This is a genomic window from Hymenobacter aranciens, assembly GCF_030580865.1.
Lineage (GTDB): Bacteria > Bacteroidota > Bacteroidia > Cytophagales > Hymenobacteraceae > Hymenobacter > Hymenobacter aranciens.
In genome coordinates this window covers 1-21225 of the sequence record NZ_JAUQSY010000017.1, presented here as the reverse complement: position 1 = coordinate 21225, position 21225 = coordinate 1, and the positions used below count along the sequence as shown (strand labels likewise).

At 63.1% G+C, this 21225-nt stretch carries 17 protein-coding genes; 11 read left to right on the top strand and 6 right to left on the bottom strand.

The annotated features are described in order from the left end of the window. The first annotated feature begins 15 nt into the window (after positions 1-15). The 8 genes from Q5H93_RS20540 (at position 16) to Q5H93_RS20505 (ending at position 8031) form a co-directional block, all read left to right on the top strand. The gene (locus Q5H93_RS20540; protein WP_305008576.1) at positions 16-1416 is read left to right on the top strand and encodes an alpha-amylase family glycosyl hydrolase; all 1401 of its coding nucleotides are present in this window, start codon (positions 16-18) and stop codon (positions 1414-1416) included. 102 nt (positions 1417-1518) lie between these two features. Then, positions 1519-3336, top strand: a complete 1818-nt coding sequence (locus Q5H93_RS20535) for a T9SS type A sorting domain-containing protein (RefSeq protein ID WP_305008575.1) — start codon at positions 1519-1521, stop codon at positions 3334-3336. A 181-nt stretch (positions 3337-3517) separates the two neighbouring features. Next, a complete protein-coding gene (locus tag Q5H93_RS20530) occupies positions 3518-4234 on the top strand; it encodes a DUF421 domain-containing protein (protein WP_305008574.1) in 717 nt (238 codons plus the stop codon). Positions 4235-4290: 56 nt separating this feature from the next. Further along, positions 4291-4881 carry a nitroreductase family protein gene (locus Q5H93_RS20525; protein ID WP_305008572.1) on the top strand — a complete coding sequence of 197 codons (591 nt, stop codon included), beginning with the start codon at positions 4291-4293 and terminating at the stop codon, positions 4879-4881. Positions 4882-5082: 201 nt separating this feature from the next. After that, positions 5083-5466 carry an SMU1112c/YaeR family gloxylase I-like metalloprotein gene (gloA2, locus tag Q5H93_RS20520; protein WP_305008571.1) on the top strand — a complete coding sequence of 128 codons (384 nt, stop codon included), beginning with the start codon at positions 5083-5085 and terminating at the stop codon, positions 5464-5466. Between the two features lie 45 nt (positions 5467-5511). Then, positions 5512-6462 (top strand): aldo/keto reductase, encoded by a 951-nt coding sequence (locus Q5H93_RS20515; RefSeq protein WP_305008570.1) that lies wholly within the window; start codon positions 5512-5514, stop codon positions 6460-6462. A gap of 116 nt (positions 6463-6578) precedes the next feature. Next, a complete protein-coding gene (locus tag Q5H93_RS20510) occupies positions 6579-7010 on the top strand; it encodes a hypothetical protein (RefSeq protein ID WP_305008568.1) in 432 nt (143 codons plus the stop codon). 334 nt (positions 7011-7344) lie between these two features. Beyond that, positions 7345-8031, top strand: coding sequence for a hypothetical protein (locus Q5H93_RS20505; RefSeq protein WP_305008566.1), 687 nt, complete (start codon positions 7345-7347; stop codon positions 8029-8031). 54 nt (positions 8032-8085) lie between these two features. Here Q5H93_RS20505 and Q5H93_RS20500 read toward each other — a convergent pair whose 3' ends face one another. Further along, a complete protein-coding gene (locus Q5H93_RS20500; protein ID WP_305008565.1) occupies positions 8086-8739 on the bottom strand; it encodes a hypothetical protein in 654 nt (217 codons plus the stop codon). Positions 8740-8796: 57 nt separating this feature from the next. Here Q5H93_RS20500 and serA point away from each other — a divergent pair, with 57 nt between their 5' ends. Beyond that, on the top strand, positions 8797-10698 hold the full coding sequence (serA, locus tag Q5H93_RS20495) for a phosphoglycerate dehydrogenase (protein ID WP_305008564.1): 1902 nt from the start codon (positions 8797-8799) through the stop codon (positions 10696-10698). Between the two features lie 27 nt (positions 10699-10725). On the opposite strand, the gene Q5H93_RS20490 is transcribed toward serA, so the two are convergent. The 4 genes from Q5H93_RS20490 to Q5H93_RS20475 form a co-directional block, all read right to left on the bottom strand. Beyond that, positions 10726-11313 (bottom strand): hypothetical protein, encoded by a 588-nt coding sequence (locus tag Q5H93_RS20490; protein WP_305008563.1) that lies wholly within the window; start codon positions 11311-11313, stop codon positions 10726-10728. A 119-nt stretch (positions 11314-11432) separates the two neighbouring features. Then, positions 11433-11780, bottom strand: a complete 348-nt coding sequence (locus Q5H93_RS20485) for a hypothetical protein (protein ID WP_305008562.1) — start codon at positions 11778-11780, stop codon at positions 11433-11435. Positions 11781-11833: 53 nt separating this feature from the next. Then, positions 11834-12784: an HNH endonuclease gene (locus Q5H93_RS20480; RefSeq protein WP_305008560.1), complete on the bottom strand. Its 951-nt coding sequence runs from the start codon at positions 12782-12784 to the stop codon at positions 11834-11836. 17 nt (positions 12785-12801) lie between these two features. Further along, positions 12802-13176 carry a helix-turn-helix domain-containing protein gene (locus tag Q5H93_RS20475; RefSeq protein WP_305008558.1) on the bottom strand — a complete coding sequence of 125 codons (375 nt, stop codon included), beginning with the start codon at positions 13174-13176 and terminating at the stop codon, positions 12802-12804. A 134-nt stretch (positions 13177-13310) separates the two neighbouring features. On the opposite strand from Q5H93_RS20475, the gene Q5H93_RS20470 reads away from it, so the two are divergent. Both Q5H93_RS20470 and Q5H93_RS20465 read left to right on the top strand, forming a co-directional pair. Further along, positions 13311-16433, top strand: coding sequence for a BPTD_3080 family restriction endonuclease (locus Q5H93_RS20470; RefSeq protein WP_305008557.1), 3123 nt, complete (start codon positions 13311-13313; stop codon positions 16431-16433). A 4-nt stretch (positions 16434-16437) separates the two neighbouring features. Further along, positions 16438-19041: a site-specific DNA-methyltransferase gene (locus Q5H93_RS20465; RefSeq protein ID WP_305008556.1), complete on the top strand. Its 2604-nt coding sequence runs from the start codon at positions 16438-16440 to the stop codon at positions 19039-19041. A gap of 75 nt (positions 19042-19116) precedes the next feature. On the opposite strand, the gene Q5H93_RS20460 is transcribed toward Q5H93_RS20465, so the two are convergent. After that, positions 19117-20931: an FG-GAP-like repeat-containing protein gene (locus Q5H93_RS20460; RefSeq protein ID WP_305008555.1), complete on the bottom strand. Its 1815-nt coding sequence runs from the start codon at positions 20929-20931 to the stop codon at positions 19117-19119. Positions 20932-21225 lie beyond the last annotated feature (294 nt).

Genomic DNA, 21225 nt, shown 5'->3' with positions numbered 1-21225 from the left:
ACGTTCTATTGCACCATGCGCGCCCATTTACTTTTCCCACTGCTGGCCCTGGCCGCCTGCCAACCCGCTGTAAAAGAAGCTGCCACCTGTCCGCCCGTGCCAGCGCCCTTCACCATCCGGCACCCGGCGTGGGCCACCCACGCCACGCTCTACCAGATAAACGTGCGCCAGTACACCCCGGAAGGCACTTTCCGGGCGGTGGAAAAGCACCTCGACCGGCTCGACAGCATGGGCGTGGGTATCCTGTGGCTGATGCCGGTGCAGCCCATTGGGGTGAAAAACCGCAAGGGCACGCTGGGCAGCCAGTATTCGGTGCGCGACTACCGGGCCGTGAACCCCGAGTTTGGCACGATGGCCGACCTCAAGCACCTGATTGGCGAGGCGCACCGGCGCAAAATGCACGTCATTCTGGACTGGGTGGCCAACCACACCAGCTGGGACAACGCCCTCATCGAGCAGCACCCCGACTGGTACACCCGCGGCCCCAAGGGCGAGCTGGTGCCGCCCGTGAGCGACTGGCAGGACGTGGTGGACCTCGACTACTCCCGGCCCGCCCTGCGCCGGTACATGACCGAAAGCATGGTCTTTTGGGTGAAGGAAGCGGGGTTCGACGGCTTCCGGGCCGACGTGGCGGGCATGGTGCCGACGGAGTTCTGGGACGCCACCCGCGCCGAACTGGAGAAAATCAAGCCCGTTTTCATGCTGGCCGAGTGGGACGAATTGCACGACCCGCCCTTCCTGCCCAAAGGCGTGTTTACGCCAAACACGCACCTGCTCGAAAAGGCCTTCGACTCGAACTACGCCCTGCGCCTGCACTACCTCATCGACAGCATCGCCCAAGGCAAAAAAACCACCGCCGCCCTACCCCGCTACTTCGCCGACGAGCGCCGGATGTACCCGGCCGGCGTGCAGCTGATGAACTTCACCAGCAGCCACGACGTGAACTCCTGGGACAACCCCGAAAGCCTGCGCTACGGCCCGAACGTGCAGCCCCTGGCCGTGCTCACGACCCTGCTGCCCGGCATCCCGATGGTGTACAGCGGCCAGGAAGCGGCCTCGCCCAAGAAGCTGCGTTTCTTCGACAAAGACACCATTAACTGGAACGGCTACCCGCTGCAGAGCTTCTACACCACGCTCTTGCAGCTCAAAAAGCGCCACCCGGCCCTGGCGGCCTACGACCCCTGCGTAGAGTTCCGGCTGCTGCCCACGGCGGCCGGCGTGGTGGCTTTCGAGCGCCGCAAAGGCCCGGCGGCCGTCTTCACCGCCCTCAACCTGACCGACGCGCCCCAGACCGTGACCGCACCGGCCCCGCCCGCGCCCTACGAAGACGTATTCACCCCAAAGGGCGTGAAGCCCGGCGCCCAGCAGCTGACGGTGGAGCCCCACGGCTGGCGGGTGCTAAGCACTGCCGAATGAGCCGGAAAAACGGCAAAATCGCGCCGAAAAATACCCAGAACCGGGTATTGTGAAGCAGAGGGACGAGCCGGACTTTTGTACGGCAACCTTTCCCTCTTCTTTATGAAAAAACGTTCCTCTCCCTCAGCAATATGGCTGGTACTGCTGCTGGCACTGGCCGGCCTGGTGCCCGCCGCTGCCCAAACGCCCACGTACATCACCAGCGGCACGGCCAGCCTGCCCATCACGTTTAAGGGCCGGGTGTACTACAGCACCGGCAGCGAGGTATGGAGCACCGATGGCACTCCCGCCGGCACGAGCGTATTCAGCGCCGTGCCCCAGGTATCGCTCACGCTGTTCTGGCACCCGCTTATTGTCTTCAACGGCCGGCTTTACTTTAGCTACAACGACCCCACGGTGGGCGAAGAGCTGTGGAGCACCGACGGCACCACGGCCGGCACCCGGCTGGTGAAGGACATTTACCCCGGCGGGGCGCTCTACTCGCGCAACGACGGCAGCCCGGTAGACCCGGTGATAGCCGGCAACCGGCTATTTTTTAAAGCCATGGATAGTGGCACGCCCAGCTCGGGCAACAAGGAGCTGTGGAGCACCGACGGCACCACGGCCGGCACCGTGAAGCTGACCAACGCCAACTCGCCGCGGGTGCATCTCAACGCCGACGACACGGAAGTGCTCAACGGCAAGCTCATCTTTCGGATAGAGCAAAGCAACAACGACGCTGAGGTGTGGGCCAGCGACGGCACCCCGGCCGGCACCGTGAAGCTGACGACCACGCCGGGCAACCGCTACTCCATCACGCGCGACATGCAGACGTATGGCAACTACGTGTATTTCACGCACCATACCACCGCCGCCGGCCACCAGCTGTGGCGCACCAACGGCACCCCGGCCGGCACCCAGCTGTTTTTCACCGCCCCGGGCGGCGACGGCTACCCCGACCACTTCAATTTGATTAACAACCGCCTGGTGTTCTCCACTTACATCAACAACTCGCGCAAGCTGTGGCATACCGATGGCACCACGGCCGGCACCCAGCAGTTGGCCGACGTGGAGCCCTACGTGGGCGCCAAGGAGTTTACGCTGTTTAACGGGCGCTATTATTTTGCCGGCGTGCGCGATGCGTTTATGCCCGGCTCGGCCGGCAGCGAGCTGTGGGCGACGGACGGCACCACGGCCGGCACCCAGCTGGTGAAAGACCTGAACCCGGGCTCGGGCTCGGGTATTCCGGACCTGTTTAAGGTGGCAGGCACCCAGCTTTTCTTCACGGCCGTGACGGCTGCCAGCGGCCGCGAGCTGTGGGTGACCGACGGCACCGCCGCCAACACCCGGCAAATCAGCGAAATTGGCCCGGGCAACACCGACGGCTACGCTTTCGACCTGTTTCGCTTCAACAATAAAGTAGTCTTTACGGGCCGGCCTGCTACGAGCAACTACCAGCTGTATGAAAGCGACGGCACCACCGCCGGCACCCGCCTACTGGCCCCCGCCAATGCCACCACCACCTTCGGCACCCTCACCAGCGCCAACGGGCCGTATTCGGGCCCCGAGCGACTCTTCGGCACCGGCACCGACGTTTTCTTCTCGGCCAGATTCACGAATAGCCATGACCTTTACCGCCTGGGCAGCGGCACGTTTGCCCCCCTGGCCACGCGGGCAGCCGCGCCGCTGAATGCGGTGACGGCTTACCCCAACCCGCTGGCTGGCACCCTCCACCTGCGCTGGACGGGCACTGCCGCCAGCGCCGGCCCGCTCACGGCCACCCTGTTTGACGCCCTGGGCCGGCCGTGCCTGACGGCTCCTTGGGCCAGCGCCACCCAGCCCCTGACGCTGCCGCTACCCCAGCTGGCAGCTGGCATCTATTGGCTGGAGCTGCGCGATGCCAGCGGCCTGCGGGCCCGCCAGCGCCTGGTGCAGCCGTAGTCTTAGCGCGCCAGTAGCGGCTTCCGGACGAGCAGCCCCGGCAGCACGGCACCATGGTGCCGTGCTGCCGGGGCTTTGCTGTTGGGCTGGCCGGGCCGGCTCCTGACCTCAACCCCCGGGGCAACATCCTTGCCCCAAACGCGGTATTGGCAGGGGTTCGTCTATCCGCGGGCCTGCCCACATGCTCTTTCTCGCCACCGATATCCAGCCGTTCGACTGGCAACGCTTTTTTATTTCCAACGACGCGCCGCCGCTGTTTCTGCTCGAAATCGTGTTGCGCTGCTTCATTGGCTACCTGCTGGTGCTGGCGGCGCTGCGGGTGTCGGGCCGGCGCGGGGTGCGGCAGTTGTCGCTCTTCGAGCTGAGTATTCTGCTGGCGCTGGGCTCGGCCGCCGGCGACGTAATGGTGTACCACGACCTGCCGGTACTCTACGCGGCCGTAGCCATTGCCGTCATCATGGGGCTGTACTGGCTGTTTAACCGCCTCACGGAGTGGTTCCCGAAGTTCGGCGACTGGCTGGAGGGCGTGCCGGTGTGCCTGGTGGCCGATGGCCGCGTGCAACACCAGGCGCTTGACGAGCAGAACCTGACGCAGAAAGAATTATTCGGCCAACTCCGACAGCTTCAGGTAGAGCACCTGGGGCAGGTGCGCCGCGCCTACATCGAAGCCACTGGCCACGTCACAGCCTTTTTCTACGAGGATGCCGACGTGCGGCCCGGCCTCATCATTCTGCCCGACGTGCTACGTAAGCCGCTCGCCAGTATTACCGATAGTGGCGACTACGCCTGCACCCGCTGCGGCTACGTGGGCCACTGGCACCCGGCCCCGCGCCAGGAGTGCCCCGTGTGCGGCAACGCCTGCTGGCTGCCCGCCTGCCGCACGCGCCGCATTGCGTAAGGCCCAACTTTCGGCGGCCCCTGCCGGTTGGTACTGCTGGATTTTTTCCTTTTCGCATGTCCGCTCCCTTCGATACTAACCAGCTCAACACCCTCATTCGCACGCGCCGTAGCGTGTTCATCACGCAGTTTGTGCCCGGCAAAGTCATTCCGGATGACCTCATCTGGCAGCTGCTCGAAAACGCCAACTGGGCCCCCAGCCACAAGCAGTCGGAGCCCTGGCGCTTCACCGTTTTCACCGGCGCGGGGCTGGAAAAGCTGGCCATTTTCCAGGCCGAACTGTACAAGGAGCTGGCGGGCGAGCGGTTCCAGCAGGGCAAGTACAACAAGCTGCGTAACAACCCGCCGCAATGCTCGCACGTCGTCGCCATTGCCATGAAGCGCACGGCCGTGCGCCTGCCCGAAATCGAGGAAATCGAGGCCGTGGCCTGCGCCGTGCAAAACCTGCACCTCACTGCCCACGCCTACGGCCTGGGCGGCTACTGGAGCAGCGGCGGCGTGACCTACGACGAGCCGGCCAAGGAATTCTTCGGCCTCGGGCCCGACGACCGGCTGCTGGGCTTCTTCCAGCTGGGCTACGTGGAGGTGCCCTCGGATGCGGGCAAGCGCGGGCCGGTGCAGGAAAAGACGGTGTGGGTGCGGGAGTAAGCAGACCGTCATAAAAGCACGTCATCCTGAGCTGACCGCAGGGAAGCGAAAGGACCTCGCCCGCTTCGTTGTGGTGGTAACTCTAATCGTTCGGCTGAAAAAAATTACTGCTGCGACTGGCGCGGGCGAGGTCCTTTCGCTTCCCTTCGGTCAGCTCAGGATGACGTTCTGTTATAACGTTCTTTTACCTCCACCCTCCCCATGCTTCTCCGCCTCCACCACCTCGCCATCATCACGTCCGATTACGCGGCTGCCAAACGCTTCTACACCGACGTGCTGGGCCTCGAAATCCTGGCCGAAACCTACCGCGCCGAACGCGACTCCTACAAGCTCGACCTGGCCCTGAACGGCCAGTACCTCATTGAGCTGTTTTCCTTCCCCAGCCCGCCGCCGCGCCCCAGCTACCCCGAGGCCGCCGGCCTGCGCCACCTGGCCTTTGCCGTGGCCGACCTGCCCGCCGCCCTGCAACGCCTCGATGCCCACGGCGTACGCTACGAGCCCATCCGCGTGGATGAGCTCACCGGCCGCCGCTTCACCTTCTTCACCGACCCCGACGGCCTGCCGCTGGAGTTTTACGAAATCTGAACCCCCAATTTTTAATTAGTAATTCTTCATTTTTAATTACCCCCAATGGCAACTACCCGTGAACTGGGCCACTCCGGCCTGCACCTGGTGCCGCTCGTGCTGGGCGGCAACGTCTTCGGCTGGACGGCCGACGAGCAAACCTCCTTCGCCGTGCTCGACGCCTTCGTGGCCGGCGGCGGCAACGCCATCGACACGGCCGACTCGTACTCGACCTGGGTGCCCGGCCACGCGGGCGGCGGGCAGTCCGAAACCATCATCGGCAAGTGGCTGAAGCAGCGCGGCCGCCGCGACGACGTGCTCATCCTCACCAAAGTGGGCTCCGAGCTGCACCCCGGCGACAAAGGCCTCGCCAAAGCCCGCATCAGGCGCGCCGTGGAAGACTCGCTGCGCCGCCTGCAAACCGACTACATCGACCTCTACCAGTCGCACAAAGACGACCTGAGCCTGCCCGTCACGGAACCCCTCGAAGCCTACGCCGAGCTGCTGAAAGAGGGTAAAATCCGCGCCATCGGCGCCTCCAATTTCGCCCCCGACCGCCTACAGGCTGCCCTCGACGCCGCCCACACCCAGGGCCTGCCCCGCTACGAAAGCCTGCAGCCCGAATACAACCTCTACGACCGCGCCGACTTCGAGCAAAACCTGCTGCCCATCGTGCAGCAGAGCGGCATCGGCGTCATCCCCTACTACGGCCTGGCCGCCGGCTTCCTCACCGGCAAGTACCGCAGCCAGCACGATTTGCAGAAAAGCCCCCGCGGCGGCGGCATTGGCCAGAAATACCTCAACGAGAAAGGCCAAAAGCTGCTCACGGCCCTGGATGCCGTGGCCGACACGCACTCGGCCACGCTCGCGCAAGTGGCGCTGGCCTGGCTGATGCAGGCGCCCGGCATCACGGCGCCCATTGCCAGCGCCACCAGCCCCGGCCAAGTGACGGAGCTGCTGGAAGCGACGGAATTGCTGCTGACGGCCGAGGACGTGGCGGCCCTGCAGGCGGTATAGCTTTCATTCAACCGCCTGTCATGCTGACGAAGGAAGCATCCTCTCACGCCAGACTCATTCGTGCGTGATAAGATGCTTCCTTCGTCAGCATGACAGGCGAATTTCGCTTAACCGCCATGCCACCCAAGCTCCGCGAATGGGCCGCCCGCTACCTGCCCGCCGAGGCCCTTTCGCTGGCGGCCACTCTGGGCGCGGCGGCGCTGGTGTGGCAAGCCACCGGCCGGGGTGCCCCCGCCGCCCTGGCCGCCACCTGGGCCGGCAACCTGGCCTTCTTCGGCACCATCATCGGGCGCGATGTGTGGCGGGCGCGCCCTCTCAGCTGGGCCCGCGCCGGCCGCGTGGCGCGGGCGCTGCTCGTGGAATTCGGCCTGGCCGAGGTGCTCGACAGCTTTTTCATCCGCCCCGCCCTGCTCTACTACGTGCCGCGCTGGCTGGGCCATTTCGGCTGGGGTGTGGTGCTGGCTAAGTTCGCGGCCGATGTCACGTTTTACGTGCCGGCCATCATCGGCTACGAGTTCAGCCGGCGGCGGGGGCCGGGCCGGCGGTAGCGTTGCATACGTCCTTATCCTGGTCGCACCCTTCCCGGGCCTAGTCGCAAGCGTCCCAAGCCAGCTCGCAGCCGTCTTTGTCGAAGTTGCAAGCGTCTTTGCCGCGCTCGCAACCGTCCCGGCGCAAGTCGCAAGCGTCTTTTTCCAGCTCGCAACCGTCCCGGCCCAAGTCGCAAGCATCTTTTTCCAGCTCGCACCCTTCCCGGCCCGGCTCGCAACGCAGGCCCTTATCCCGCACAGCCCCCGCCAACGGTTGCAAATCATCCAATAATTCACTACGTTTGGCCTACCGGCCGACGTGGTTGTCGGCCTCCACTTTCATCCCTTCTCACCAATGGACGACCGTCAACTTAACCAATACCGCATGGGCGAAACCCTCGACCAGTTTCTCGCCCAGCGCGACCTCTCGGCCAGCGAAGAGGCCACGGCCGAAGCCGCCGACGTGCGCGCCGCCTTCGGCCTGCTCAAAGAGAGCGTGGGCCAGGGCACCACCTCCACCAAGGAAAACACCCAGGACGCCGGCGCCGCCGAAACCAAGCTCCTCCAACTGCTGCCCGCCCTGCTCGGCTCGCTGCGCTCGGTGGCCCGCAAGCTCCCCCTCACCGACGACGACCGCCCCGCCCTGCTCGCCCGGGCCACCATCTCGGCCAAACAGCTCGACAAGCTGCGCCCTGCCCCCCTGCGCGACGTCGTCGGGCGCCTGCTCCAGGACGCCACCACCTACCAGAAGCCGCTCCAGAAATATGGCTACTCCGATGCCGTCCACACCATCGTCACCAACGCCTACAACGACTTCGCCGCCACCGTCGGCACCACCCGCACCCTCCAAAAGGGCAACCAAAGCATCCACCGCAGCACCGACGAGCTGCTCCTCGATTTCATGAAACAGTGCTACGAGCTCGACGACCCCATGGAAATCTTCCGCGTGCTCGACAACGACCTCTACCGCGACTACCGCGCCGCCCGCAAAGTGGGCAAGAGCGGCGGCGGGAAAAAGAAGGACGACGAAGCCGGCCAGTAAGCCAGCGTTCAACAAAAAAGCCCCAAACGAATCGATTTGGGGCTTTTTTGTCGCTCATTCTTTCTTAATCACCAGTTGGGCGTAGGTAAAGCGCCGGGGTGAATACGTCTCGCCTTCCGGCGTACAGCGCTCCTGCTTCAGGTAAATAAGCGCATCGCTAACCCAGAAAAACTCCGCAGGCTCCCAAGTGGCAGGGCGCAGCTCCCACAGCAGCGTCATTTTGCCATTCGTTTTTCTGAAGAGTTGCATTCCATTAGGCATCATCGAATACACCAGCCCCTGCGAGCCCGTCAGAATCAGAGCCCGATTGGGCGAATAATCCGGTGGGCTGAATAAGTGAATGATGTTACCGTTCTGCTCCACAATAAGCCACTCCGAGCTTTCGTAATACTGCACTTGGATGCAGTGCTGCTGCAGGGCTGCACTAAATCCCTGGTACTCGTACGTCACATCACCGACCTCATTGTTGGCAATCACTTTATCCCGGAACACTTTGTTGCCAGTGGCAGTCGGAATCACCAGGCAACCGTTCTTTTTCCGAACAGGATGCGTTATTTTTTCGGCCGCTTTCTTCCCAGTGGCCGCCCTTTTCTCAGCCTGCGCGTACACCGCCGCCGAAATCCGGCTGATGCTGACGGGCGGTGGTTTTGGGCCGGCTGCCCCCAGTAGCAGGGCCGACAGCACAAAAAGCAGCAGTACGTTTTTCACGATAGTATTCACTCAGTAATGATGCCCGCAAGATAAGCCCGCCCCATCTTTGCACCCATGCCCGACCCTGCCGCCCCGCTCCCCTACCTCGTTTTCGATTTCGATTCCACCTTCACCCAGGTCGAAGGCCTCGATGAATTAGCCGAAATTGCCCTCCACGGCCTGCCCAACCAGGCCGAAGTAGTCGGCCAGATTCGCGCCCTCACCGACCGCGGCATGAGCGGCGAGCTCAACTTTCAGGACTCGCTGGCCCAGCGCCTGGCCATCCTCGGCGCCCACCGCCGCCACCTGGAGCCGCTAGTGGAGCGCCTCAAGGGCAAAGTCAGCGAAAGTATCCGTCGCAACGGTGACTTCTTCCGGCAGTTTGCCGACCGGATTTACGTCGTCAGCAGCGGCTTCCGCGAGTTCATCGAGCCCGTCGTAGCCGAGTTCGGCATCGTCCCGAGCCACGTCCTCGCCAACACCTTTACCTTCGACGCCGACGGCCGCATCACCGGTGCCGACCAAACCAACGTGCTCAGCCGCAATGGCGGCAAAATTCTTCAGCTTAAAGCCCTCGACCTGCCCGGCCCGGTGTACGTGCTCGGCGACGGCTACACCGACTACCAAATCCGCGAAGCTGGCCTCGCCAACCGGTTCTACGCCTACACCGAGAACGTTAGCCGCCCCAGCGTGGTGGCCCAGGCCGACGAAGTTCTCCCCACTTTCGACGAATTTTTATACCAATTAAAACTTCCGATGACGCTTTCATACCCCAAGAACCGCATCAAAGTCCTGCTCCTCGAAAACCCCGACGCCCGTGCCGCCGAGCTCTTCCGCGCCGAAGGCTACCAGGTGGAGGAAGTGCGGGGCGGGCTCGACGAAGACGAGCTCATCGAGCGCATCGAGGGCGTGAGCATCCTCGGCATCCGCTCCAAAACCCAGGTGACGGAGCGCGTGCTCGCCGCCGCCAACCGTCTCATCAGCATCGGCGCCTTCTGCATCGGCACCAACCAGATAGCCCTCGACGAGGCCATGAGCCGCGGCATCGCCGTCTTCAACGCGCCCTTCTCCAACACCCGCTCGGTGGTCGAATTGACGCTGGGTGAAATCATCGTGCTGGCCCGCCGCATCCCCGAGAAAAACCCCAAGATGCACCAGGGCACCTGGGACAAATCGGCCAGCGGCGCCTTCGAAATCCGGGGCAAAACGCTGGGCATCGTGGGCTACGGCAACATCGGCTCGCAGCTTTCGGTAGTGTCCGAGGCGCTTGGCCTGAAAGTTTTGTACTACGACATCGCCGAAAAGCTCCAGCTCGGCAACGCCGTGAAATGCAAAACCCTGGAGGAGCTGCTGAAACAGTCCGACATCGTGACGCTGCACATCGACGGCCGCCCCGACAACAAAAACTTCATTGGCAGCAAGGAGCTGGCTCAGATGAAGCCCGGCGCCCTGCTGCTCAACAACGCCCGCGGCCACGTCGTGGACGTGCCGGCCCTGGCCGCCGCGCTGCGCTCGGGCCACCTCGGCGGCGCCGCCGTCGACGTGTTCCCCTACGAGCCCAAAACCAACGACGAGCCCTTCGAAACCGAGCTGCGCGGCCTGCCCAACGTCATTCTCACGCCACACATCGGCGGCAGCACGGCCGAGGCCCAGCGCAATATCGCCGAGTTTGTGCCCGAGCGTATCATGCAGTACATCAACACCGGCAACACCCAGCAGAGCGTCAACTTCCCCAACATCCAGCTGCCCCTGCAGCAGGCCCACCGCCTCATCCACATCCACGCCAACGTGCCCGGCGTGCTGGCCAAAATCAACAACGTGCTGGCCGCCCACCACGTCAACATCCTCGGCCAGTACCTGAAAACCAACGAGCAAATCGGCTACGTCATCACCGACATCAACAAGGAATACGACCAGGACGTGATTCAGGCCCTGCGCGAGGTGGAGCACACCATTAAGTTTCGGGTGCTGTATTAAGCCCTTGGCGGGCAGCGCAGCAGCTTGCTACCGCAGGACGAATACGGGCGTCCGGCTCGTGTATAGTTCGCCGTTGCGCAGGCGGTAGCGGAGCACGAACTGTTGCGGCCCCGCCAGCGCGGGCAGCTGCTGCAGGCGGAGCGCCAGGTCGGCGGGCCGCTGCCGGTCGCGTGGCGGTGCTACCGGCAGCGGCTCGCCCGTGTTGTCGGCAACCAGCAAATCGTTGAGCAGGGCGCCCGCCGGGTGGGCGGCATCGTAGGCGTACACCGTGCGCACCGTCACCGAATCCAGCTCCTCGGTGGTGCCCTCGTAGCCGGGTATCGGCGAGGGCGGGCAGGCGTAGGCGGCGGGCAACCAGCCGGCGCGGGCCGGGCTACTGCCGTAGTACCTCACCTGCAGCTGCAGTGCCAGCCGCAGCTCGCTGGTGGCCACGGTATCGCCGGCCGCTATAGGCTGGTTTCCGGCATTGCGGAGCGGCGCCAGCGCAACGCCCTGCACGTCGAAAAACCGGGGCGCGGAAGCAACCTGGCAGTCATCTTCACCGATGCAGCCCTCCAGCAGGGCGGCCGCCGGCGCACCAGCCAGCAAGAGCGACAAAAGCAGCGTTTTTTTCATTTGAGTGGTAGATGATGGAGAAAAAGTGCCCGCCGGGTCGGCCAGCGGTTGAGAGCAGCAGTACAAGCGCACCTCACCCGTCTCACGTTGGCCAAAGTTCGCTTCTGACGTTCAAAAAGCTACCGTCCCTGCAGCTCTGCCGGCAGCTCCAGCACTGCGCTCAGCGGCACCGCCCGCACTTCGGCCGCCGGAATGCTGGCCTTCAAATCGGCCTGCACCTCGCCTATCACGCGTAGCGCAGTAGGCATTGGGCACTTGTGCTTTTGCATAATGTAGGCAATGGCCAGGCCCAGCCACTGGTCGGCCACCTGCTGCAGCTGCAGCAGCTCCGCGTCGGGAAAGTCGCGCAGTTGCGGCTGGCGGGCCAGCCGGTCGTCTTCCTCCAGGTGCAGGCGCACTACGTTCATCAGGAGGCTGAACACGGTTTTGTCGCGGCGGAGCTGGCGGGCGCGGGGGGCGGCGGGCATGGATGGAAGGAAGTTGTGGGAAAGCGGCAAAGATAGAGCAAGCCCTACCTGGTTTAGGGCATAAACAGTCCATTGTGATGCTGCAGATATCGCCTGGCCGGTTGGTCGAGCAGGTTTTTAGGCAATACTTGTAGTGGCTGCTTATCAAACTTATAATACTCTTTCCCATTCTGAAACTCTTCCCGAATACGGCTGCTCACATGCACGGTGCGGTCGTCGGCATCGATGGTCAGGTAGTGTCGGTCAAAGAGTTTATGCAGGTCGGACCGCAGGAGCAGGCCATTACCTAATGAGTTGGGGCCGGCCTGGGAGAAGGGTTGGATATGCGCTGCTTCCAGCACAGGCAGCGTTTTCTCGCCCGAAATGGCGCATTTTTTATCATAGGCCTGCGTCACTAGCGCTTTGAACGCCCCTTGGCCGATACGTACTTTGGTCAGCGCTTCGCGGTAAATCCCAGGTGCTTCCAGCACCAGCGAGTCGGTAGCCAGTTCCTGCAGAAACGGGCTTTGCTGGTAGCGCAGCATGGTGGCGCTCACGTCGGCCCACAGCTTGCCGCCCACTGCCTCGCTGGTGTTGTACACCTTGCCTGTCACAATAGAATTACCCCAACTCTCCGGCGCGGGTATCCAATCGGGCTGGCGGAAAAAGATGGGAGCCGTCAGCACCAGGCAGCCAATCACCGGGTTAGCTTCGGCCGGCTTCTGGCTGGCGGCGCGATACTTCCGAATAACCTGCGCAAAGTCAGCATAGTCGCTATACCCATTGCGGGGGCCAAACATTTCCCAGGCAGTAGTCAGCGGCAAATCAATCTGGTTGGTGAAGAAGCCGACGCCCGCGATGCAATGGAACGGCTTCTTGAGTTTCAGCAGAAACGGCGCGCCCGATGGCACGGCGCCAAATCGGTTGCCACCCCCCAGCGGCTTCCAGAAATTCACGTCTTCCCGCGGCTCTTGGCGCAGGAAATCAAACCAGCCTTTATCGGTAACTCCGACGTAGAAATTCATAGTTAAAAGGCAAAAGGTTATTGATTTCGCTCGGCCAGCAGCGCATCATACCGCGCCTTGAGCTCATCGTACTGCCGCACTTTCTCGGCAAACTGCTCCAGCACCTGCAACAGCCGCTGCTCGCAGTCGATGGGAGCCGGCCGCTCGTAGCTAGCCGCTGGCTCGGCCACCACAGACGCTGTATCGGGCCTCAGTTCCGGAAAGTAGGCCGCCAAATCAAGCCCGATGGCCGCGCCCACCTGCCGCAGAAAGGCCGGCGACAGATTAGCCACCTCGTAGCGGCGGTACAGGTTGGAGCGCGACATGCCCAGGTCGCGGGCCAGTTGCGTCTGGTTGATGCCGTTGCGGCTGATGATATCGGATAGGATTTGCCCCCGGTGTGGTGCGGCCATGACCTTGTGTAGTTGGGTGGGACAAAAGTCAGACAGCTTCCGGCGCATTCCCAGGCCGTTTTTCGGGCTAATCGGGGACATTGAACCATGATTTACCCGCCATATGTCGCATATTTGTCCTGCAAGTGTGCCTTATGGAACAGTCCTCCCCGCGTCTACCCGACAATCCCATCCTCAACAACCCTTACCTGGAGCCGGCCCGCCACTACGGCACCGACCTGGAGGGCAACCTCGACTACGACATTATTGAGAAGGGCCGACGGCTGTTCGTACCCGACGTGCAGGTGGTGCCCGGCAAGCAGCAAGGGCAGAAAGAGGTGTTTGCCTTCAACGAAGCCGCCGCGGCCTACGGCACGCACCTCATCAACCTGGTGCGCAAGGAAGTAGCGCAGTGGCGCACCACCAGCTACCCCGATACCACCCGCGTGACGCGGGAGCTGCTGACGTACTGGTTTCTCGACCACAGCGACTCGCCCCGGAAAAAGCTCTTTTTCGCCCAGCGTGAGGCGGTGGAAACCGCCATCTGGCTTAATGAAGTAGCCGCCCGCTCCAATGCCGGCACCCATATTCTCAACCAGCTGCGCCAGGGCCAGCAAAGCGTATCGGGCCAGGCGGCCGACCACCTGCCGCGCATTGCCTTCAAGATGGCTACCGGCTCCGGCAAAACCGTGGTGATGGCCGCCCTCATCCTCTACCACTACCTCAACCGCCGCCAGTACCGGCAGGACGTGCGCTTCGCCGACTACTTCCTGCTTGTGGCGCCGGGCGTCACCATCCGCGACCGGCTGGGCGTGCTACGCGTGGATACGACGGGTAATTACCACACTGCCACCGACTATTACCACGAGCGCCTGCTGGTGCCGCCGGCCTACGAAGACTGGCTTCGGGGGCTGAATGACCGCATCGTCATCGCTAATTACCACCAGTTTGAGCCGCGCACACTGCAGGGCAATAAGCGCGGAGTGTTCGATGGCAAGATTGGCGTGGATGGCAAAAAGCAGGAGGAATACGAAGACTACGCCCAGGTATTCCGGCGCCTGCTGAGCGGCTTCCGGCCCGGCAGCCGCCTGCTGGTGCTCAACGACGAGGCCCACCATTGCTACCTGCCGCAGGTAGCGCTCGGCAAAAAGAAAAAAGCTGCCGATGACGAAGCCGATGGCGACGAAAACGCCCGCGCTGCCGTGTGGTTCAGCGGCCTGCGCGAGCTGAGCCAGCGCTTCCAGCTTACGGCGGTGTACGACTTGTCGGCCACGCCCTACTACCTCACCGGCTCGGGCTACCGGCCCTACACGCTGTTTCCGTGGATTGTGACGGACTTTGGGCTGGTGGAAGCCATCGAGAGCGGGCTGGTGAAAATCCCCTACCTGCCCGAAAAAGACGACACCCAGGCGCTGGACATGCCCGTGCTGCGCAACCTCTACGAGCACGTGAAAGACCACCTGCCCAAGATGGGCAAGGCCACCGAGCGCCGCACCAAGGGCGAGGCCTACGTGGAGAAAAAGCCCGACCTGCCCCAACTGCTGACGGCCGCGCTGGAGTCGCTGGTGGCGCATTATGAGGACTTTGACAAGAACATCCGCACCCGTAGCGAGCAGCGGGCCGACTTGTTTACGGCCCCACCGGTGCTCATTGTGGTGTGCAACAACACCGGTGTATCGAAGGAAGTGTACAAGCACATTGCCGGCTATGAGTACCCCGACCCGCAGCACGGCCGCACGGTGGTGCGCGGGCACCACGACATCTTCTCGAACTATGCCCTCGACAACGCGGCCAAGCGCCGCCCGCCCACGCTGCTCATCGACTCCGACGCGCTGGAAAACAGCGGGCAGGTAAACGAGGAATTCCGCCGCGTATTCCAGGATGAAATCCAGCAGTTTCGACAGGAATACCGCCGCCTCTACCCCGCCCGCTCGGCCGACGACCTCAGCGACGCCGACCTGCTGCGCGAGGTGGTGAACACTGTGGGCCGCCCCGGCAAGCTCGGCGCCCACATTCGCTGCGTGGTGAGCGTGAGCATGCTCACCGAAGGCTGGGACGCCAACACCGTGACGCACATCCTGGGCTTGCGGGCCTTTGGCTCGCAGCTGCTGTGCGAGCAGGTGGCCGGCCGCGCCCTGCGCCGCCGCTCCTACGAGCTGCAGGGCTACGACACCAAAGGCCAGCCGACCAACAGCCGGGCCAGGGACGTGACCTACCGATTCCCGCCCGAGTACGCCCGCATCATTGGCATTCCCTTCAAGGCTTTCCGGCGGGGCGGCGGGGCTACGGGCGGCATCACCGGGGCCGATACCATCGTGATTCGCAGCGTGCCGGAGCGTGAGCACCTGGCCCTCAGTTTCCCCAACCTGACGGGCTACCGCGAGGAAATTCCGGTGGGCGAGCTGCAAGCGGACTTTGCCAAGGCCGGCAAGTTTGAGCTCGACTATTCTAAAATTCCGACCCACACGGTGCTGGGCACCGCCTTCTCAGCCGAAACCGAGGAAATCACCCTGAAAAGCCAGGAGGAGCTGCGCGATAATGAGGTGTTCTACGACCTCACCAGCAAGGTTATCCGCCACCATTTCACCGACCTCGATAAACAGCCGCTGCTACATTACTTCGCGCCGGTGCGCCGCATCGTGGAGCAGTGGTACCACGAGTGCCTCACGCTGGCCCACCAGACCGACCCGGCCTTTAAGCGGCTGGTGGTGCGCTGGGATGCCCGGCAGGTGGCGCACCACATTCACCAGGCCATCGTGGTGAGCCAGCCGGCGGCCGAGCGCCGCATCCGCCCGGCCCAGAACCACTACAACCCGCGCGGCAGCACCCGCTACGTGCAGGGCCAGACCACCCGGCCGGTGTTTGCCACCACCAAAAGCCCCGTCAACTACGTGGTGGCCGATACCCAGAGCTGGGAGCAAATCTGCGCCAAGACCTTAGAGGACCTGCCACAGGTGCTCAGCTACGTCAAAAACGCTTTTCTCAACTTCCAGATTCCCTACCTCAAGGATGGCCGCGAGGCCAACTACCTGCCTGATTTCCTGGCCCGCGTGCGCAGCAAAAACGGCCAGACCGTGAACCTCATCATTGAAGTAACGGGCATGGCCCGCGACAAGCAGGCCAAGAAGCTCTACACCGAGCACTACTGGCTGCCCGCCGTGAACGAGCACCTCGCCGCCCTCGGCTTGCCCGCCGACGAGCCCTGGGCCTTCGTGGAAATCAGCGAGGATGAGAAATATTTCCGCAACCAGCTGGTGGCGAAGCTTGACGCCCTGTAATCCCATGAACGACGCCACTGCCTACCACCACCGCGACCAGCGCGCCCTCATCCCGGCCGAAACCGAGGCCGGCGCCGAGCAAATCAACCCCAAGGTTCAAAACCACCCCACCAAAGTGCTCGAAAAAGACCCCATCATCCACCGCGGCCAGGACCCGCACCTGAACTGGCTGGGCAAGTACGACCACGACGAGCCCGACCAGCGCCCCGACTACCTCAACGTTGATATCCGCTCGCTCTACCGCCACGAGCATGTGCGCCCCGAGGCCCTCATGCAGCGCCTCTACCAGCAGCGCCAAACCGGTACGCCCGCCCAGCTCGACCTCTTCGGCCCCAGCTACCAAGACATAGATGAACTCGACAAGCCCCTAAGCTACTACCAACACCACGCCGACTGGGAAAACCGCCTCATCCTCGGCGACTCATTGGCCGTGATGACCTCCCTGCTCGAACGCGAAGGCCTCAACGGTCAGGTGCAGATGGTGTACCTCGACCCGCCCTACGGCATCAAGTACGGCTCGAACTGGCAAATCAAGCTCAACAATCGCACCGTGCAGGACGGTAAGGACGAACACCTGTCGTCCGAGCCCGAGCAAATCAAGGCCTTTCGTGACACCTGGGAACTGGGCATCCACTCCTACCTCAGCTATTTGCGCAACCGGCTGTTGGTGGCAAAGGAGTTGTTGACGGAATCAGGCTCGTGCTTCGTGCAGATTTCGGATGAGAACGTGCATCTGGTGCGGAACCTAATGGACGAGGTGTTTGGGAGTGAGAATTTTGTGAGCTTAATAACACTCAAAAAGACCACGGGCGCCGGAAGTCCGATGGGAGGAACTGACGTGTTGCCATCCATCAATGATTATCTGGTTTGGTACTGCCGAAAAATCCAACATGTTAAGTACAATCAACTCTACTCCGCACGGGCTGGCGAAGGTTGGGTTAATTACAACTACGTCCGTTTAGTCGATGGAACTCACCGCAGGATGACTACCGCTGAATCCCATGATTGGAAGAAGCTACCAGTAGGGTCTTCTGTTTATCGCAGGGACAATTTAACATCGTCTTCCTCCAGTGGCGACGCCTCAAAACCATTTGAATTTGAGGGGACATTATACTCTCCTGGTAACGGCGGTTGGAAGACCTCACATTCAGGTCTACGGAAGCTTGCTCAAGTTGGAAGATTGGAGTCATATGGACGAACACTAAGCTACCGCCGCTTCACGAGCGACTTCCCCTACTTCAGACTAACCAATTTATGGGACGATGTGTTGACTGGAGGATACGCTGAAGACCGACATTATGTAGTGCAAACGACAACAAAGGTCATCCAGCGCTGTATGCTCATGTGCACCGACCCCGGCGACCTCGTGCTCGACCCCACCTGCGGCAGCGGCACCACCGCCTACGTAGCCGAGCAGTGGGGCCGCCGCTGGATTACCATCGACACCTCGCGCATTGCACTCAACATCGCCAAAACGCGGCTGATGACGGCCGCTTTCCCCTACTACAAGCTATACGACGACGGCGGGCAGGACCTGCGCCAGGGCTTCATCTACAAGGAAGTACCGCACATCACCCTGAAGAGCCTGGCCAACGACGAGCCGCCCAGCACCGAAAAGCTCTACGACCAGCCCGAGGAAGACAAGAAACGCCTACGCGTGGCTGGCCCCTTCACCGTCGAAACCCTGCAAAGCCTCAACCCGGTAGCGCCCGAGGAGCTGGAAGCCGCCACCACCCCGCCCGAGGAGCTGGAAAGCCAGCAGCAGTTTGAGCAGCGGGTGTTTGCGGGCCTCACGGCCGCCGGCATCCGCAACGGGGCCAAGGGCGAGCAGGCGGTGTTTCTGCGCGTGGAGGCACGGGCCTCGCCCGCCTTGCCGGCCGAGGGCTTCTGGCGCGACGGCGAGGGCCGCGAGCGCAAGGCCTACTTCCTGCTGGGCCCGCGCTTTGGCACCGTAAGCAAAAGCCAGGTAAACGAAGCCGTGCGCGAGTGCCGCCAGCTCGGCGACGCCGACTGGCTGGTTATCCTGGGCTTTGCCTTCGACGACAGCATCGAAAACCGTGAGCAAACCTTCTCGGCCGGCACCTTCCAGGTGACGCGGGTACGCATCGGCGAAGACTTATTGCAGGAGGGCCTGCTGAAAAAGGACAAGAAAGCCGCTTCCTTCGTCACCATCGGCGAGCCCGAAATTGCCGTGGTGCCCGCCGAAGCACCCGAGGGGGCTACCGGCCCGCATGTGTGCGTGGAGGTGCGCGGCCTCGACATCTGGGACCCCATCAACAACCGCCTGGCCGCCCGCTCCGTCGAAGACCTGGCCTACTGGATGCTCGACGATGACTACGACGGCTCCAACTTCATCGTGCGCCAAGTGTTTTTCTGCGGCGGCGAGAAAACCGAGTTCAAAAAGTGGCGTCAGAAGCTTGATACCCAAGCCAGCGCCACCGCCAAGCGCCAGGCCGAAGCCACCCTGCGCGTGGAACTCGACGAGGACGCCTGGGCCCGACTCTATGGCTTCCGCTCGCACCCCATCCGACGGCAGCTGGGCCGGCGGCTGGCGGTGCGCGTCATCAGTCAGTTTGGCGAGGAAAGCACACGGGTGCTGACGCTGTAAATTATTCAAACGCCCGTAACGCAAAAGGCCGGTTCCGCGCTGCGGAACCGGCCTTTTGCGTTAGCATTCACTTTCCTACCGCTTGCTCACCCGCTGCGTGAGCGTGCTGGCGGCCGTGCTCACCCGCAGCACGTAGCTGCCAGGGGCTAGGCTGGCGGGCAAAGCCAGAGCTTGGGGCGCCGCGCCAAGCGCCAGCTGGCTGCTAAATACCATCTGACCAGTCAGCGAAAGCAGCTCTACTTTGGCGGCCTGCAGCTCGCTGCCGGCGGGCAGGGCCACGTTCAATTCCGAGGCGAAGGGGTTCGGGTACACTTCCAGCTTGCTGCTAGCGAGGGCGCTGGCACTGCGGCTCACGCTGGCTACTGGCGAGTAGCTGGTGGTGCCGTCCAGGTCTTCCTGGCGCAGGCGGTAGTAGCGGGTGCCAGCCTGAAGGGCGGCGGCCGAGGCATCGAGGTAGCGGTAGCTGCTGGGGGCGCTGGTAGTGCCAGCGGCAGCTTGCTCGGCAATTGCGGTGAAGGTTTTGCCATCCATCGAGCGCTCTACTACGAAACGGGCGCTGTTCTTTTCCTGAGCGGTAGCCCAGTTGAGTTGGATGCCGGTGGCGGCGGCTTTGGCAATGAAGCTGGTGAGTTCCACGGGCAGCGGCGAGAGCGGGGCGGCGGCGGCTTGCTCGTAGCGGCGCAGGTCGCCGGTGGCGCTGCCCATCAGCACATCGAGCTGGCCGTCGCCGTCGATATCGGTGATGGTGGGGGCGGCGTAGGTGCCCACGTCGATGGTGCCGTTGCTGTCGGCCAGGTTGCCGATGAGGATGAAAGTGGTTGAGTTCACGGCCGTTTGCTCGTAGCGCACGATGTTGCCGTTGTAGTTGCCGATGAGCAGGTCGAGCAGGCCATCGCCGTCGAAGTCAATCACCTGGGGCTTCGACACGGTGCCCACATCAATGGTGCTGAACGTGGTGGCGGTGGCCGAAGCCTTGCCCATCAGGTTGCCCTTGGGCGTGAAGGTAGCGGCGTTCACGGCCGTTTGCTCGTATCGCACGATAGTGCCATCGTTGTCGCCCACCAGCATGTCGAGCAGGCCGTTGCCGTCGAGGTCGGTAAAGCTGGGGCGGGGGAAGTCGGCGGTGCCGATGGCCGCGAACGTGCCGGGGGCAGTAGCCGTGTTGGCCGTCAGGGCGCCCTTAGCGGTGAAGGTGTACGCGCCGATAGCCGTTTGCTCGTAGCGCAGCAGCTGGCGGCCGGTGCCGGTGCCCACTATCAGGTCGAGCAGGCCGTTGCCGTCGAGGTCGGTCACGGCGGGCTTGGCGTAGTTGGTTACTTTGATGGCCGCGCCGCCGGCGGTGAGCACCGTGCCGGTGGTGGCAAAGGCGCCGTTGGCCACCGTTTGCTCGTAGGCCGTGATGTTGCCGTTGGCGTCGCCCATCAGCAGGTCAATCAGACCATCGTTGTCGAGGTCGGTAGCGTAGGGGGTGGAGTAGCCACCAGCCGCCGTGATGCCTGCCACCATCGTGGTAGTGCCCGTGGAACCAGCCGACGACGAGCGGCTCACCAGGAAGCGCGCGGCACTTAACGCGGTGCCTTTTAAGGTAGTGCCGGTGTAAGTGGTCACGCGCAGCTTGCCGCTGCTGGCAGCCGCCGGGATGCGCACCGTCAGCGCAGTGCCGGTTTTCAGCGTCACGGGCACGGCCTGGCCGTTGAGCATCACAGTGGTAGTAGTGGCCGACAGGTTGGTGCCCGAAATCACCACCGACGTGCCGCTGGGGCCCACCGTGGGCGTGAAGCCGGTGATGGTAGGCGCCTGGGCCAGCACCAGGGCCGGCAGCAGGCCGATGGTGCCGAGCAGCGCCAGGCGGCGGGAGGAAGAAGCCAGAAGTTCGCGGGAAATAGTCATCTCAACGGGGTGGCGGAAAGGCCTTAGAAAGAAAGGTAGGAGCATCAACAACAATGCTTTTCGCTGTTGACAATACAAAATTACCTGCCTCTTCTACCCTACCCGGGCGCTTTCCGACCAGTCTGGTCGCCGCCCCGTTGAATTGGGTTATTTTCCCAGCGAATGGTATGCACGCATACTAAGTCAGTGCTCGCTGCCTTCAGCAAAAAGCCAGGCGCGGGCGAGGCGGGGGGGAGGTTCCCGGGGGGGGCGGGCGCGGCCCGGGTTTTGCCGGGGGGGAGGGGTGGGCTCTGC